General features: G+C 67.4%; 15 protein-coding genes. 7 read left to right on the top strand and 8 right to left on the bottom strand.

Annotated features, from left to right (window positions below; genetic code table 11):
- Positions 1-80 precede the first annotated feature (80 nt).
- Positions 81-665, bottom strand: coding sequence for a response regulator transcription factor (locus C0R07_RS05025; RefSeq protein WP_019183269.1), 585 nt, complete (start codon positions 663-665; stop codon positions 81-83).
- Positions 662-1,888 (bottom strand): ATP-binding protein, encoded by a 1,227-nt coding sequence (locus C0R07_RS05030; protein ID WP_102788318.1) that lies wholly within the window; start codon positions 1,886-1,888, stop codon positions 662-664. The genes C0R07_RS05025 and C0R07_RS05030 overlap by 4 nt, the downstream gene beginning before the upstream one ends.
- Positions 1,889-2,032: 144 nt before the next feature.
- On the opposite strand from C0R07_RS05030, the gene ispG reads away from it, so the two are divergent.
- From ispG to C0R07_RS05045, 3 genes are all read left to right on the top strand, one after another.
- Positions 2,033-3,298, top strand: a complete 1,266-nt coding sequence (gene ispG / locus C0R07_RS05035) for a flavodoxin-dependent (E)-4-hydroxy-3-methylbut-2-enyl-diphosphate synthase (protein WP_019183267.1) — start codon at positions 2,033-2,035, stop codon at positions 3,296-3,298.
- A complete protein-coding gene (locus C0R07_RS05040; protein WP_102788319.1) occupies positions 3,279-4,007 on the top strand; it encodes a phosphatase PAP2 family protein in 729 nt (242 codons plus the stop codon). Before ispG ends, C0R07_RS05040 begins: the two co-directional genes overlap by 20 nt.
- Positions 4,008-4,207: 200 nt before the next feature.
- Positions 4,208-4,855, top strand: a complete 648-nt coding sequence (locus tag C0R07_RS05045) for a response regulator (protein WP_019183265.1) — start codon at positions 4,208-4,210, stop codon at positions 4,853-4,855.
- 54 nt (positions 4,856-4,909) lie between these two features.
- On the opposite strand, the gene C0R07_RS05050 is transcribed toward C0R07_RS05045, so the two are convergent.
- The 5 genes from C0R07_RS05050 to zwf form a co-directional block, all read right to left on the bottom strand.
- Complete coding sequence (locus C0R07_RS05050) at positions 4,910-5,569, bottom strand: bifunctional 4-hydroxy-2-oxoglutarate aldolase/2-dehydro-3-deoxy-phosphogluconate aldolase (protein WP_019183264.1); 660 nt, start codon at positions 5,567-5,569, stop codon at positions 4,910-4,912.
- 193 nt (positions 5,570-5,762) lie between these two features.
- Positions 5,763-7,679 (bottom strand): phosphogluconate dehydratase, encoded by a 1,917-nt coding sequence (gene edd, locus C0R07_RS05055; RefSeq protein WP_019183263.1) that lies wholly within the window; start codon positions 7,677-7,679, stop codon positions 5,763-5,765.
- A gap of 45 nt (positions 7,680-7,724) precedes the next feature.
- The gene (pgl, locus tag C0R07_RS05060; protein ID WP_019183262.1) at positions 7,725-8,447 is read right to left on the bottom strand and encodes a 6-phosphogluconolactonase; all 723 of its coding nucleotides are present in this window, start codon (positions 8,445-8,447) and stop codon (positions 7,725-7,727) included.
- Positions 8,444-9,451: a glucokinase gene (glk, locus tag C0R07_RS05065; protein ID WP_019183261.1), complete on the bottom strand. Its 1,008-nt coding sequence runs from the start codon at positions 9,449-9,451 to the stop codon at positions 8,444-8,446. The genes pgl and glk overlap by 4 nt, the downstream gene beginning before the upstream one ends.
- Positions 9,448-10,887, bottom strand: coding sequence for a glucose-6-phosphate dehydrogenase (gene zwf / locus C0R07_RS05070; protein ID WP_019183260.1), 1,440 nt, complete (start codon positions 10,885-10,887; stop codon positions 9,448-9,450). The genes glk and zwf overlap by 4 nt, the downstream gene beginning before the upstream one ends.
- A 354-nt stretch (positions 10,888-11,241) precedes the next feature.
- Here zwf and C0R07_RS05075 point away from each other — a divergent pair, with 354 nt between their 5' ends.
- Positions 11,242-12,333: an ABC transporter ATP-binding protein gene (locus C0R07_RS05075; protein WP_070427124.1), complete on the top strand. Its 1,092-nt coding sequence runs from the start codon at positions 11,242-11,244 to the stop codon at positions 12,331-12,333.
- A gap of 179 nt (positions 12,334-12,512) precedes the next feature.
- Here the strand turns inward: C0R07_RS05075 and C0R07_RS05080 are convergent, their stop codons facing one another.
- Positions 12,513-13,382, bottom strand: a complete 870-nt coding sequence (locus C0R07_RS05080) for a YgfZ/GcvT domain-containing protein (RefSeq protein ID WP_102788320.1) — start codon at positions 13,380-13,382, stop codon at positions 12,513-12,515.
- Between the two features lie 39 nt (positions 13,383-13,421).
- Here C0R07_RS05080 and C0R07_RS05085 point away from each other — a divergent pair, with 39 nt between their 5' ends.
- From C0R07_RS05085 to sdhD, 3 genes are read left to right on the top strand one after another with little or no spacing between them, the layout of a single operon-like run.
- The gene (locus C0R07_RS05085) at positions 13,422-13,595 is read left to right on the top strand and encodes a DUF1674 domain-containing protein (RefSeq protein ID WP_102788321.1); all 174 of its coding nucleotides are present in this window, start codon (positions 13,422-13,424) and stop codon (positions 13,593-13,595) included.
- A gap of 56 nt (positions 13,596-13,651) precedes the next feature.
- Positions 13,652-14,044, top strand: a complete 393-nt coding sequence (sdhC, locus tag C0R07_RS05090; protein WP_102788322.1) for a succinate dehydrogenase, cytochrome b556 subunit — start codon at positions 13,652-13,654, stop codon at positions 14,042-14,044.
- Entirely contained in the window at positions 14,041-14,427 is a 387-nt protein-coding gene (gene sdhD / locus C0R07_RS05095) for a succinate dehydrogenase, hydrophobic membrane anchor protein (RefSeq protein WP_019183255.1), read from the top strand. The genes sdhC and sdhD overlap by 4 nt, the downstream gene beginning before the upstream one ends.
- The last annotated feature ends 31 nt before the right edge of the window (positions 14,428-14,458 follow it).

The raw sequence follows: 14,458 nt of genomic DNA on the forward strand, positions 1-14,458 counted from the left end.
GCTGCCCGCATGCGGCCAACGAAAACGGCGGCCTCGCGGTCGCCGTTTTCGTCTTCATGCGCGGTGCTGCAACGGGCCGGTCACCGGCTCGGATCGCGCTCCGGGCTGGGCCGCTTGGCCAGCTTGCGCTGCAGCGAGCGCCGGTGCATGCCGAGCAGGCGCGCGGCGGCGGAGACGTTGCCGCCGGTCTCATGCATCGCCTGCTGGATGTGCTCCCACTGCAGCCGGCTGATCGGCGTCATCGCATCGGGCGGTTCCATGTCGCCATCATCGGCCGGGCCGTCGTCTTCCTCGCCGAGTGCGCGCAGGATCATCGGCACCGTGGCCGGTTTGGGCAGGTAATCGTCGGCGCCGAGTTTGATCGCTTCCACCGCGGTCGCGATGCTGGCATAGCCGGTCACCAGCAGGATCCGCATGTCTTCGCGCAGGGCGCGCAGCGGCTGGATCAAGGCCAGGCCGGACTCGGTGCCGAGCTTGAGATCGATCAACGCGTAGGCGGGCGGCTGCTGGCGGGCCAGCAGCAGCGCCGAGGCGGTGTCGCTGGCGGTGACGGTTTCCAGCCCCTTGCGGGCCAGGCTGCGCTGCAGCGTGCGCAGATACAGTTCGTCGTCGTCGACCAGCAGGCCGTGGCTGGCCTGACCGGGCGCGGGGGTGAAGGCGGTCATGCGGAAGTCTCCCGTGGGGACAAGGGCAGGCGGAAGCCGACGCGGGTGCCGGCACCACTGGCCGGGCGCATCCACAGCTCGCCGTCCAGGCGTTCGATGGTGGCGTGGGACAGCGCCAGGCCGACACCCATGCCGTCGGTCTTGCCGCTGTTGAACAAGGTGCCGGGCAACACGGCCTGGCGGGCATCGAACCCGTGGCCGTAGTCGCGCACTTCGCCGATCAGGTCATCGCCTTCGATGCGCAGCGACAGGTCCACCTGCGGGCGGTCGGCTTTCTCGCCGGCGTCGGCGGCATTGTTGAGCAGCACCATCAGCAGGTGCCCGATACCCGGGTCCAGCGGCAGGGTCAGCGGGGCATCTTCATTGCGATGCAGTGCGATGGTCGGCCGCACCAGCCGCCACTGTTCCAGCACCTGCGGCAAGGTCACCGCATCGCGGTCGGGGGCATCGCCTGCGGCGGGGCGGGCCAGTGCCAGCACGCGCTCGCGGCACTGCACCAGCAGCTCGCGCAGGGTTTCCACGTCATCACGGACCTCGCTGCTTTCGGTCTGGTCGGCGATGTCGTCGGCCAGCAGGGTCATGGTCGCCAGCGGGGTATTGAGTTCATGCGCCACCGAGGCGGCGTGGGTGGCCAGGGCGACGATGCCTTCGTTGCGGACGAAGCGCTCGCGCAGCAGGGCCAGTTCGTGCTCGCGCTGGCGCAGGGCGATCGCCAGCCGGGTGGCGAACACCAGCACCACCGTTGCCGACAGCAGGAAGTTGCAGACCACGCCCCACTGCTGCATCTGCGCACCGGTGAAGTAGCCGCTGGGCAGTGGCAGGCCGAACACGCCGCTGACCGCGTAGCCGATCAGGCAGGCCGCCGCCACGGCCAGGGTCCAGCGCAGGGGCAGGGCGAGCGCAGCCAGGGCGATCAGGATCAGGAACAGCGAGCCGAAGGGGTTGGCGATGCCGCCACTCCAGCCGACCATCCAGGTCAGCACGGTGACATCCACCAGGATGTGGCCGAAGGCGGTGACCGGCGCGGTATCGGGGCCTTGCACACGCAGCTGCGCGTACAGGTTGAACAGGGTCAGCGCGGCGACGCCGGCCCACAGCGGCAGCTGCGGCAGTTCCAGGCCCAGCACCCAGGTGGCGACCAGGATCGTGGCGGCCTGGCCGGCCACGGCCAGCCAGCGCAGGCTGCACAGGGTGCGGAGAAAGGGGGCGTCGGTACCGGTCATCACCGCACATCCTATGCGCTCCCGACAGCGCCTGCCTGCGACAATCGGCCGCATCGGGGCGGGGCGCCGTGCGGCGGGCGCTGAACATGAGCGCCGAGCAACGACAGACACCTACGTGCGCGCTGGGCGCGCTAAAATACGCCGATGCATGACGCCGTGACCCGACCGACCCAACCCGCCGACTCCGCCGTGTGGGCCCGCCGCCAGACCCAGCCCGTCCGTATCGGCGGCGTGGTCGTGGGTGGCGGCCATCCCGTGGTGGTGCAGTCGATGACCAACACCGACACCGCCGATGTCGCCGCCAGCGTGAAGCAGGTGGCCGAACTGTGGCGCGCAGGCTCGGAGATGGTGCGGCTGACCGTCAACAATCCCGAGTCGGCTGCGGCCATCCCGCGGATCGTGGAAAAGCTGCAGATGATGGGGATCGATGTCCCCCTGATCGGCGACTTCCATTACAACGGCCACCAGTTGCTGACCCAGGAGCCGGCCTGCGCCGAAGCCCTGGCCAAGTACCGGATCAATCCGGGCAACGTCGGCTTCGGCAAGAAGAAAGACACCCAGTTCGCGCAGCTGATCGAATTTGCGATCCGCTACAACAAGCCGGTCCGCATCGGCGCCAACTGGGGCTCGCTGGACCAGTCGCTGGCGGCGCGCCTGATGGACGAGAACAGCCAGCGCGCGCAGCCCTGGGATGCCGGGCGCGTGCTGCGTGAGGCGCTGATCCGCTCGGCGCTGGATTCGGCCGAGACCGCCGTGGAACTGGGCCTGCCGCGCGACCGCATTGTGCTGTCGGCCAAGGTCAGTGGGGTGCAGGAGCTGATCGCGGTGTACCGCGACCTGGCCCAGCGCTCGGATTTCGCGCTGCACCTGGGCCTGACCGAAGCCGGCATCGGCAGCAAGGGCATCGTCGCCTCGTCGGCGGCGCTGGCGGTGCTGCTGCAGGAAGGCATCGGCGACACCATCCGCATTTCGCTGACCCCCGAACCGGGCCAGTCGCGCACCGCCGAGGTGATCGTCGCCCAGGAACTGCTGCAGACCACCGGGCAGCGGGCCTTCACGCCGCTGGTCACGGCCTGCCCCGGCTGCGGCCGGACCACCTCGGAGTTCTTCCAGGAGCTGGCCAAGGTCGTGCAGAACCATGTGCGCGAGAAAATGCCGCTCTGGAAGGTGAACCACCCCGGCGCCGAAAGCATGACCCTGGCGGTCATGGGCTGCATCGTCAACGGGCCGGGCGAGTCGCGCCACGCCAACATCGGCATCTCCCTGCCGGGGACCGGCGAGACGCCGGCGGCGCCGGTCTTCGTGGACGGTGAAAAGACGGTCACCTTGCGCGGCGAGAACATCGCCCAGGACTTCGTGGCGCTGATCGACGATTACGTCGAACGCACCTATGTCCGAACGCTCGGATAAGCCGGCGGTGCTGGCTGCCCCGGAGGCGGCGGCCGGTTTCCGCCACTGGATGGGCCGCAACGCCTGGCGCTTCGTGCTGCTGTTCGTGGGCGTGCTGCTGCCCCTGGCCGGGTTCGTCGCCCTGGCCGATGAAGTCCATGAGCTGGAATCGATCTATTTCGATGCGCCGCTGCTGTGGAAGATGCATGGCCTGCATTCGCCGGGGCTGGACCAGTTCTTCGTGCTGCTCTCCAAACTGGGCTACGAGTGGTTCCTGATCCCGGCCGATGTGCTGATCGTGGTCCTGCTGGCCTGGCGCAAACGCTGGCGCGAGGCCAGTTTCGTGGCGATCTGCTTTGCCGGCTCGGCGCTGCTCAACCTGGGCAGCAAGCGCTTCTTCCAGCGCGACCGGCCCAGCCTGTGGGAATCCATCGCCCCGGAAAGCACCTTCAGCTTCCCCAGCGGCCATGCCATGGGCTCGATGACCCTGGCCGTCACCCTGGTGCTACTGGCCTGGAACACCCGCTGGCGCTGGCCGGTCGCCTTCGCCGCGGTGACCTTTGCGGTGCTGGTCAGCCTGTCCCGGGTCTACCTCGGGGTCCATTACCCCTCCGACATCCTGGCCGGCTGGTGTGCCGCCCTGGTCTGGGTGGTAGGGTGCTTCCTGGTCATGTTCCGCCGTCGCCATCCGTGGCGGCATGCCGCTGAGACGAATACGGCGGTAAACTAGCCGAAAGCGGCATGAAAACGGGCGGCATCCATAGGCTGTTCCACTGGAACGGAAGAGGATGAGAGGCACAGGGGGGAGGGGCAGACAGCACGTCTGTGATGCGTGGAGCAGAACGCGATGATGGGGAGCCTGGTTCCTTGTGATCGACACATCCCGCGGCTAGGCTTGCCCCCGTTCACAGTGTTTGACGAGGTTGGCGGATGACGATTCGAGTGTATCTGGTGGACGATCATGCTCTGGTGCGCACGGGCATGAAGATGATCCTCTCCAACGAGACCGACATCGAGGTGGTCGGTGAGGCGGAGAGTGGCGAAGATGCATTGCCGGATATCCGCCGACTGCGGCCCGACGTCGTGCTGTGCGATCTGCACCTGCCTGGCGTCAGCGGCATGGAAGTGACCGAGCGCGTGGTCCGTGGCGACCACGGTACCCGCGTGGTGATCGTCTCCGTCCTTGAAGATGGGCCGATGCCCAAGCGCCTGCTCGAAGCCGGTGCCTCCGGCTACATCGGCAAGGCCTGCGATGCCCAGGAACTGCTGCGTGCCGTGCGCGATGCAGCGCTCGGCCGTCGTTATCTCGGCAACAGCATCGCGCAGAACCTCGCGTTGTCGAACGTGGAAGGCAACCACTCGCCGTTCGACACCCTGTCCCCGCGCGAGCTGGAAGTGGCGCTGCTGTTGACCCAGGGCCTGCGCCAGGAAGACATCGCCAAACGCCTGAGCCTGAGCGCGAAGACCGTCAACACGCACAAGGCGCGCCTGTTCGAGAAAATGGGCATCAACGACAACATCGCGCTCGCGCGCATGGCCAGCCAGTACGGCCTGGTGGATCCGGCGCGCCCGATGTAATCCACGCGTGGGATGCACGTAAAAAAACGCCCGGGCATGCCCGGGCGTTTTCGTTCAGTGCGCGCGGACCCGCGCCACGATCTTCGCGGCCTGGGCCGCGCTTTCGCGCACCTTGTCCCACTCGCCACGCTCGATCCAACCCCCCGGCACCATCCACGAACCACCGATGCAGACCACGTTTTTCTGCTCCAGGTATTCGGCGGCGGTGTCTTCGGTGATGCCGCCGGTCGGGCACAGCTTCAGATCCGGAATCGGACCGGCCAGGCCCTTGATCATTGCGAGCCCGCCCACGGCCGAGGCCGGGAACAGTTTGCACACCCGGAAGCCGCGCGCATACAGCGCCAGCATCTCCGTCGGCGACGCCGCACCCGGCACCACCGGCAGCGGCGCCTGCGCCAGCGCATCGGCCATGTGCGCCGGCGTACCCGGCGTGACCAGGAAATCGGCGCCCGCATCGATGGACTGCTGCATCTGCTCCACGGTCAACACCGTGCCCGCACCCACCACCACATCCGGCAGCTCGCGCTTGAGCATGGCGAGCGCTTCCATCGCCACCGGCGTACGCAGCGTCAGCTCGATCGCCGGCAGCCCGCCCTCCAGCAACGCCGCACTGACCGCACGGGCCTGGTCCAGCGTATGCACGGTCACCACCGGCAGAATGCCGGCAGCCTTCAACAGGGTTTCAGCGCGTTTCTGATGTTCGGCGATGCTCATGCGTTTCCAATCCTTCTTCCAATAAGTGCGACGCCACAACGCGCCGAAATGTGTCCGGAGGCAGCGGATGGCCCCAACCAGGACCGTTAAGCGGCATGGACGCCGCTTTACGAGCCCCCATGGATGGGTTCACGGCGCGTCCTGGTTGGGGCCGTGCGCTGCCTCAACCAGGACACCTTACCGCTGCGTCAGCTCAGGCGTCCTTCGCCTCATGCGGCGCATCCGCCGCCGCCGCATCATGCCCAAGCTCGTATTCCGCATCGTAGTTCCAGATGCTGCCGTCATCGGCGGCCGGCCCACACGAAATCGACATCGCGCCCTGGTCGGCCGGGCCTACCAGACGGCGGCTCATCGCGAACAGATTGCGGCCCAGATCGTGCCCGGCCGGCGCAGTATTCGGCGCCGGCTCGCGTGCGGCGAACTCCGCCGCATCCACCAGCAGCTCCAGCGTGCCGGCCTCACCATCCAGACGGATGATGTCGCCCTCGCGCACCCGCGCCAGCGGACCGCCGCGCGAGGCTTCCGGCGTCATGTGGATCGCGGCCGGGAACTTGCCCGAGGCACCGGACAGGCGACCATCGGTGACCAGCGCCACGCGGCGGCCCTGGTTCTGCAGCAGGCCCAGCAGCGGCGCCAGCGAATGCAGCTCCGGCATGCCGTTGGCGCGCGGGCCCTGGTAACGCACCACCGCCACGAAATCGTGCGGCAGCACACCGGCGGCGTGCAGCTTGTTCAGCACCTGCGGTGCATCGACCACCACGGCCGGCGCTTCGATCGTGCGGAACTGCGGCTTCACCGCTGACAGCTTGATCAGCGAACGGCCAAGGTTGCCGCGCAGCAGGCGCAGGCCGCCCTGGGCTTCGAACGGATCGGCCACGCCACGCACCACGTCCGGATCGGCGCTCTCGCGCACGCCATCGATGTAGGTCAGCTTGCCGTCGCGCAGCGCCGGTTCCTGGCCGTACTGGTGCATGCCGCCTTCGGCCACGGTCTGCAGGTCGGCGTGCATCAGCCCGGCCTCCATCAACTCGCGGAACACGAACGCGGTGCCACCGGCGGCGGCGAAGCGGTTCACGTCGGCTTCGCCGTTCGGATAGACGCGGGCCAGCAGCGGGATCAGCTGCGAGAGCTGGTCCATGTCGTCCCAGGTCAGCACGATGCCGGCCGCACGCGCCACCGCGATCCAGTGGATGGTGTGGTTGGTCGAGCCGCCGGTGGCCATCAGCGTGACCACCGCATTGACGATCGCGCGCTCGTCGATCAGCCGGCCGAGCGGACGGAAGTCATCGCCCAGTGCGCTGATTTCCAGCGCACGCACCGCTGCCTGGCGGGTCAGCGCATCGCGCAGCGGCGTATCGGGGTTGACGAACGAGGCGCCCGGCAACTGCACGCCCATCGCTTCGAGCAGGGTCTGGTTGGAGTTGGCGGTGCCGTAGAAGGTGCAGGTACCGGCGCCGTGGTACGAGGCGGCCTCGGCCTCCAGCAGTTCCTCGCGGGTCGCCTGGCCGGCCGCATAGCGCTCACGCACTTCGGCCTTCTGCTTGTTCGGGATGCCCGGGGTCATCGGGCCGGCCGGCAGGAAGATCGCCGGCAGGTGGCCGAAGGCCAGCGCACCGATCAGCAGGCCGGGCACGATCTTGTCGCAGACGCCGAGGTAGACGCTGGCGTCGAACATGTCATGGCTCAGGCCGATCGCGGTGGACTGGGCGATCACATCGCGCGAGAACAGCGACAGCTCCATGCCGCCACGGCCCTGGGTGACACCGTCGCACATCGCCGGCACGCCACCGGCCACCTGTGCGGTCGCGCCGAGTTCGCGCGCGGTTTCGCGCAGGATCTCCGGGTAGTGCTCGAACGGCTGGTGCGCCGAGAGCATGTCGTTGTACGCGGTGATGATGCCCAGGTTGGGCGTCACGCCGCCGCGCAGGCGCGACTTGTCGGTCGGGCCGCACGCGGCGAACCCGTGGGCGAGGTTGCCGCAGCTCAGGCGCGAACGGAACGGACCGTCGCGCAGCGCCGCGTCGACACCGGCCAGGTAGGCGGCGCGCGAGGCGACGCTGCGCTGGACGATGCGCTCGGTGATGGCATGGAGTTTGGGATGCAGGCTCATTGGCTACCGGCTATGAGAAGGCGAACGGAACAACACCGGGGCAACTCAGTCACACCAGTGGACGCGCAGTTTCGCGCCGTCGAGATCGATCGCGTTGAGGATGGGATACAGCTGCGGATTGTTGCTTTCCAGCGCGTGCTTGAGCACTTCCAGCTTCTGCTTGCCGCGCAGCAGCAGCAGGCGCTGGCGGCTCTGCTTCAAGCCGTGCGGGGTGAGGGTGATGCGCAGCGGCCACTGGTTGGCACCGGGGCAGCCGGTGGCATCCAGCGCCGCGTAGGGCAGGGTGCTTTCCAGTGCCCGGGTCAGGTCCTTCGACCCCGGGAACAGCGACGCAGTGTGGCCGTCGTTGCCCATGCCCAGCACGCTCAGGCACGGCCGCTGGCTGTGCTGGGCCTGCAGGTTGGCGCTGTAGACGCACTCGGGCAGCGGTTTGCCGACCCGCACCAGCGGATCGAAATGCGCGCCTTCGGCACGGGTCAGGAAGCTCTCCTTCACCAGCCAGGCATTGCTGTCGCGATCCTGCGGCGACAGCCAGCGCTCATCGACCAGGCTCACTTCCACCCGGTCCCATTGCACGTCCAGCTCGGCCAGCGCCTGGTAGACCGGTGCCGGCGTGGTGCCGCCGGAGAGCAGCATGCGCGCGCGGCCGAATTCGGCGATGTCGCGGTTCAGCTCGGCCGCCATTTCCGCGGCGACGGCCTCGATCCAGCCATCGGCATCGCCGTGGCGGATCAAGGTGAAACGTTCGGACGTATCCAGGGTATTCATGCAGTGCCTCCCGGCAGATCGCGTTCCACATCCGCCGCATACGCGGCCGCGCCGAGCAGGCCGGGGCTGGGGTGCATCACGGCCAGTGACGGCACCTTGGACATGATCGAAGAGAAGCGGCCCTTGTGTTCAAAGCGCTGGCGGAAGCCGGAGTGCTGCAGCGAATCGAGCATCTTCGGCACCAGCCCGCCGGTCAGGAACACGCCATCCCAAGCGCCCTGCATCAGCACCAGATCGCCAGCGATCGCGCCGAACACCGCGCAGAACACATCCACGGTGCGCATGGCCTGCGGGTCGCCATGCAGCGCCCGCGCGGTGACGTCCACCGGCTGCAGCTGGCCCGGGTCGATATCGGCCATCTCGCACACGGCGCGATGGATGTTGACCAGGCCGGGGCCGCAGATCAGGCGTTCGTTGGAGACACGGCCGAACTGTTCGGACAGGATCTCCAAGATGCGGATTTCTTCCGGCGTACCCGGCGGGAAGCTGACGTGGCCGCCTTCGGTTTCCAGCGGATAGCAGCGGCCATGGCGCAGGATCAGCCCGCCCACGCCCAGCCCGGTGCCCGGGCCGATCACCGCGTAGTTGCGCGGCTGGCCCGGCTTGCCCGGCACCCACGCCGCGCCGCCGACCTGGATCACGTCCTGCGGCTGCAGCAGCGAAATCGCCATCGCCTGGGCGGCGAAGTCATTGATCAGGTGCAGGTCGTCGAAGCCGAGCATGTGCGCGGTGCGGATGCGCGAGATCACCCACGGGTGATTGGTGATGCGTGCCTCGTCACCGTCGACACGGCCGGCCACGGCGAACACACCGCGCTTGGCTTCGGCGCCGATCTGCTCGAGGTAGTGCCGTGCGGCTTCACCGAGCGAGGGGAAGTCAGCGACCGCGAATTCGCGGATGCTGTCCTGCTGCAGCGGCGCGGCCAGCGAGGTATCGGCCAGGGCGAAGCGTGCATTGGTACCGCCGATATCCGCGACGAGGACCGGCTGGGACAACACCGTCATGCCTGGCCACCGCGGGTTGCGTCGGCATCGGCGTCGGCAGGCAGGAAGCCTGCGGCTTCTTCTGGACCCCACTGACCGGCCGGGTAGGGCTGCAACGGCAGCTTGGCTTCCTTCCACGCATCGCTGACGCTGTCGATCCACGCCCAGGCCGCGCGCACTTCGTCATCGCGCACGAACAGCGCATGGTTGCCGTTGAAGGCATCCAGGAACAGGCGTTCATAAGCGATGCGGCGGTGCAGGCCGGTCGGCACGGACAGTTCCAGTTCCAGCGGATGCAGTTCCAGCGCGCCCCATTCCGGGCCGGCCAGCGAGCTCATCAGGCCCAGCTCGATGTTTTCCTGCGGCTGCAGCTGGAAGGTGATGCGGTTGGGGGTGGCATTGCCGCGGTGCGGGCGCTCGAACAGCCAATGCGTGACCGGCTTGAGCGTGACCACCACGCGGGTGGTGCGCTCGGCCAGGCGCTTGCCGGTGACCAGGTGGAACGGCACGCCGGACCAGCGCCAGTTGTCGATATGCGCGGTGACGCCGGCGAAGGTTTCCACATCGCTGCCTTCCGGCGGCTGGTAGGCCTGCGCAGGCTGGCCGTTGATGGTGCCGGCGGTGTAGCGGCCCCGCACGCTGTCACGCGCGGCATGCTTGGCATCGAGCGGGCGCAGGGCGCGCAGCACTTTGACCTTCTCGTCGCGGATGCGGTCGGCTTCCAGCGACGCCGGCGGTTCCATCGCGACCAGGCACAGCAGCTGCAGGATGTGGCTCTGGACCATGTCGCGCAGCGCGCCGGAGCGGGCGTAGTACGCATCGCGGCCATCCACGCCTTCGCTCTCGGCCACCAGGATGTGCACCGATTCGATGTAGTTGCGGTTCCAGACCGCCTCGAGCAGCGTATTGCCGAAGCGCAGCGCGATCAGGTTCTGCACCGCGGCCTTGCCCAGGTAGTGGTCCAGGCGGAACACGCGGTCTTCGTCGATCCACTGGCCGATCGTGGAGATGATCTCCTCGGCGCTGGCACTGTCGCTGCCGATCGGCTTTTCCAGCATCAGGCGGTGCGGGGCGGCCAGCGCGCCGCCCTTGGCCAAGCCTTCGCAGGTGGAGATGTACAGGCCCGGCGGGATCGCCAGGTAGCTCACGCAGTTGCGGTCGACCAGGTCGTGGACCGATTCGGCCACGGACTCGGGATTGCGCAGGTCCACCGAGCGGTAGTCGATGCGCTGCAGCAGCGAGTGGATATCGTCCTGGCTGGCCATCGGCATGGCCTGCTGCAGGCGCGGGCGCAGGATCTCGCGGAAGGCGTCGGTGTCGTGCGGCGACAACGCCAGCGCACGAACCTTGAAGTCTTCGGGGAGCAGGCCGTCGCCCAGCAATCGCAGCAGCGAGGGGAACAGGTAGCGCTGGGCCAGGTCACCTGTGGCGCCAAACAGGAAAAGGGTGTCGTGCATCGCTCGAGTTTCAGATCCGGGTGACATCGTTGTCAATCGCTTCTCGTCTATGTTCTCGGGGGTCGGGCGGGGTCCTTTGTCTGCTTGTTGCAGGTGCAGCACGCCCCATGGATTCCGCCCGGCATGATGGCCTGCCAACCCGGTGTCGTGGGGGATATCGCATCCTCCCCGGCATCCAGGTCACGGCCGACTATCGGATAGTGCCACGTGAAAACGTTTACATGGCAGAATGCGCAGACTGTATTCGATTGCAGTGGTCGCCGTCATGCGGCACCACGCCATCGACCTGCCATCGGGAGGGCCGAAGGCAGTTCCGCATAACAGCCCGGAGACCGGGCGGACTGGAATGGTGATATGGCAAAAGTGCAGTTGCAGGGCGTTCGCAAGGTCTACGACAACGGTCAGGTGGCCGTGCAGGGCGCGACCTTCGAAGTGGCCGATGGTGAATTGATGGTGCTGGTGGGGCCGTCCGGGTGTGGCAAGTCCACACTGCTGCGCATGGTCGCCGGCCTGGAAGAAATCAGTGGCGGCACGCTGACGATCGGCGACCGCGTGGTCAACGACGTGGCGCCCAAGGATCGTGACATCGCCATGGTGTTCCAGAGCTATGCGCTGTATCCGCACATGACCGTGGCCGAGAACCTGGCCTTCGGTCTGAAGCTGCGCGGCCACGACAAGGCCACGATCAGCAAGCGGGTCAGTGAGGCGGCCCAAACGCTGGGCCTGACCGAGATGCTCGACAAGCTGCCCAAGGCGATGTCCGGCGGCCAGCGCCAGCGCGTTGCGCTGGGCCGCGCGCTGGTGCGCGAGCCGGCGGTGTTCCTGCTCGATGAGCCGCTGTCCAACCTGGACGCCAAACTGCGCCACAGCGTGCGGACCGAAATCGCGCAGCTGCACCGCAAGCTGGGCACCACCATGATCTACGTGACCCACGATCAGGTGGAAGCGATGACCCTGGGCCAGCGCATCGTGGTGCTCAAGGATGGCGTGATCCAGCAGATCGATACCCCGATGGCGCTGTACGACCGCCCGGCCAACCTGTTCGTGGCCGGCTTCCTCGGCAGCCCGGCGATGAATGTGCTGCGCGGCACCCTGCAGCGCACCGACAGCGGCTATGCCGTACAGGACACCGGGCTGACCGCGCCGCTGGGCCAGGCCCGGATCGATCAGGCGTGGGTCGGCAAGGCGATCGCCGTGGGCGTGCGCCCGGAGCATCTGCAGCCGGCCGCGGCCGGGGATGCGACGGCGTTCGAGGCGATGATCGATGGCATCGAGCCGGTCGGCAACGAGATTTTCGTCAACATGACCAGTGGCGGCCAGCCGTTGGTGATGCGCGTGGCACCGCAGGGGTTGCCGTCGGTCGGCGAGCCGATCCGCGTGGCGATCCATCCGCAGGGCCTGCATTTCTTCGATGCGCAGACCGGCGAGCGCTTGAACGACGCGTAAGGCGCGGACGGGTACGGGGTTGCCGGCCAGCGGCCGGCACTACCCGTGCGCGAATCCGGCAGTGCCACCAGATCAGGCAGTGCCACCAGATCCGGTAGTGCCGGCCGCTGGCCGGCTCCACGCACACCCATCAACGTTCATGGCGTGCCGCATCGACCAACGGTCGATGCCTACCGGGTCTACCGCGCCAGACCATCCAGCAACGGCAGGTGGGCGGCCTGGACCCCGCCGACGCTCAACGGCTCCGGCGCGATCTCCAGCGGCAGCACCGCCAGGGCCAGATCACCGGCCACCGAGGCCACCGTGCCGATCGCTGCGTCCTTCTGATGTACCTGCGTGCCGCTGGTCGTGCCCTCCACGACCCGCAGCAGCTGCAGGGCGCGCTTGGCCTTGCCCAGGAAGTGGGTGCGGGCCACGATTTCCTGGCCCGGGTAGCAGCCTTTCTTGACGCTGTACCCGTTCAGGCGGTCCAGCCCCAACTGCTGTGGCGTCCACTGCTCGCGCTGATCGGCGTCCAGTCGCGGCAGCCCGTAGCGCAGGTCGGACTGGCGCCAGGCCAGCGCGATATCCGCACTGTCGGCCGCAGCGGCCACGGCATCGGCCGCGCCGATCCGCAGGCTGCGCGGAAGCACATCGCTGCCGAGGTCCAGTTCGAGGTTTTCGCCGGCAAGTTGCGCAATCGCGGCCCCGGAGGCCGCTTCCGGCGCGGTGAAGCTCGCCACCACGGCCAGGTCGTTGCGCACCTCGATCCGGACCTTGCGGCGGAATACAAAACGCTGCAACTGCGACGCAATCGCATCGGCGTCGCCGTCGGCGAGCAGCAGCACGATGCGCTCCTCCTCCAGCCGCAACAGCTGGAACACAGCAATGGTGCGGCCCTTGGCCGTCAGCCAGGCACTCCACTGCCAATGCCGCAGGGGCAGGGCGGTGACATCGCTGGAGAATTGGGCATGGGCAAAGGCGGCCGCATCGGCACCGCTGAGACTGAGCAGCTGGTGACCGGAAAGGCGCGAAAAGCCGGCGAAATCGGAGGGCAGGTTGTCAGGCACGTGAACGGGGTCTAAAATTTGTGCGTTGCGAGAACACCCATGATAGGCCAAACAACCCCCACTCCAGATTCTGAAGCTGAAGGCACGCTGGTACCGGAGGAGCAACCGCTCCCCGCGACGCCGGCAGTGCCTTTGGAAATCGGCGGCCGCGGCGGACTTGATCCGGTGCGGTACGGAGATTGGGAAAAAAACGGACGCTGCATCGATTTTTGATCAGCATTGAGCCAACGCGGCATTGCGCCGCCCAGCCGAGATAACGAGCCCAGCGAATGGCCGCCAGAGAACGTCCCCTTTCCCCGCACCTTCAGGTGTATCGCTGGCAGATTCAGATGGCCACCTCGATCCTGCATCGAGCGACCGGCATCTTTCTGTCTGTTGGAGCCCTGATCATTGCCGGCGGCCTGCTCGCCCTGATGATGGGTCCTGAATCCTGGAACTGCTTCACCGGCCAGGCCGGTAGCTGGTACGGCAAGCTCTTCCTGTTCGCCTGGACCTGGTCCTTCGCCTACCACCTGTGCAATGGCATCCGCCATATCGTGCAGGACTTCGCGATCGGCTTCTCCATCCCCGCCTTCGTGCGCAGCAGCTGGGTCTCGGTCTTCGCCAGCCTGGTGATCACCGCCCTGGTCTGGGCCTACGTCTTCATGGGAGCGGCCGCATGAACAAGTACCGTACCCCGCTGAAGAACGTGCGTGGCCTTGGCGCTGCCAAGACCGGTACCGAGCACTTCGTGATGCAGCGCCTGACCGCCACCGCGCTGGTCGGCCTGACCATCTGGTTCCTGGTGTTCGTACTGAGCCTGATCGGCGCCGATTACGTGACCGCGACCGACGCGGTGTCCAAGCCGTGGAACGCGGTGCTGCTGGTCGGCTTCCTGGTCGCGATGTTCTGGCATGCCCAGCTCGGCCTGCAGGTCGTGCTGGAAGACTACATCCACAATTCGCTGCTGGCCCTGGCGCTGCAGACCACGGTGAAGTTCATCGCCGTGCTCGGCGGGATCGTCAGTGTTTTTGCGGTCGCCCGCATCGCGCTCGGCGTCGCCTGAGTCCAGGCACCAAGACAGGAATCCAGATTAG

The organism is Stenotrophomonas bentonitica, from assembly GCF_002887735.1.
In the GTDB taxonomy this organism is placed as follows: Bacteria; Pseudomonadota; Gammaproteobacteria; order Xanthomonadales; family Xanthomonadaceae; genus Stenotrophomonas; species Stenotrophomonas bentonitica_A.

What these genes read in the sequence shown, in the direction of transcription:
- C0R07_RS05025 (WP_019183269.1), bottom strand. Translation starts at nt 665, where the DNA reads ATGACCGCCTTCACCCCCGCGCCCGGTCAGGCCAGCCACGGCCTGCTG.
- C0R07_RS05030 (WP_102788318.1), bottom strand. Translation starts at nt 1,888, where the DNA reads ATGACCGGTACCGACGCCCCCTTTCTCCGCACCCTGTGCAGCCTGCGC.
- ispG (WP_019183267.1), top strand. Translation starts at nt 2,033, where the DNA reads ATGCATGACGCCGTGACCCGACCGACCCAACCCGCCGACTCCGCCGTG.
- C0R07_RS05040 (WP_102788319.1), top strand. Translation starts at nt 3,279, where the DNA reads ATGTCCGAACGCTCGGATAAGCCGGCGGTGCTGGCTGCCCCGGAGGCG.
- C0R07_RS05045 (WP_019183265.1), top strand. Translation starts at nt 4,208, where the DNA reads ATGACGATTCGAGTGTATCTGGTGGACGATCATGCTCTGGTGCGCACG.
- C0R07_RS05050 (WP_019183264.1), bottom strand. Translation starts at nt 5,569, where the DNA reads ATGAGCATCGCCGAACATCAGAAACGCGCTGAAACCCTGTTGAAGGCT.
- edd (WP_019183263.1), bottom strand. Translation starts at nt 7,679, where the DNA reads ATGAGCCTGCATCCCAAACTCCATGCCATCACCGAGCGCATCGTCCAG.
- pgl (WP_019183262.1), bottom strand. Translation starts at nt 8,447, where the DNA reads ATGAATACCCTGGATACGTCCGAACGTTTCACCTTGATCCGCCACGGC.
- glk (WP_019183261.1), bottom strand. Translation starts at nt 9,451, where the DNA reads ATGACGGTGTTGTCCCAGCCGGTCCTCGTCGCGGATATCGGCGGTACC.
- zwf (WP_019183260.1), bottom strand. Translation starts at nt 10,887, where the DNA reads ATGCACGACACCCTTTTCCTGTTTGGCGCCACAGGTGACCTGGCCCAG.
- C0R07_RS05075 (WP_070427124.1), top strand. Translation starts at nt 11,242, where the DNA reads ATGGCAAAAGTGCAGTTGCAGGGCGTTCGCAAGGTCTACGACAACGGT.
- C0R07_RS05085 (WP_102788321.1), top strand. Translation starts at nt 13,422, where the DNA reads ATGATAGGCCAAACAACCCCCACTCCAGATTCTGAAGCTGAAGGCACG.
- sdhC (WP_102788322.1), top strand. Translation starts at nt 13,652, where the DNA reads ATGGCCGCCAGAGAACGTCCCCTTTCCCCGCACCTTCAGGTGTATCGC.
- sdhD (WP_019183255.1), top strand. Translation starts at nt 14,041, where the DNA reads ATGAACAAGTACCGTACCCCGCTGAAGAACGTGCGTGGCCTTGGCGCT.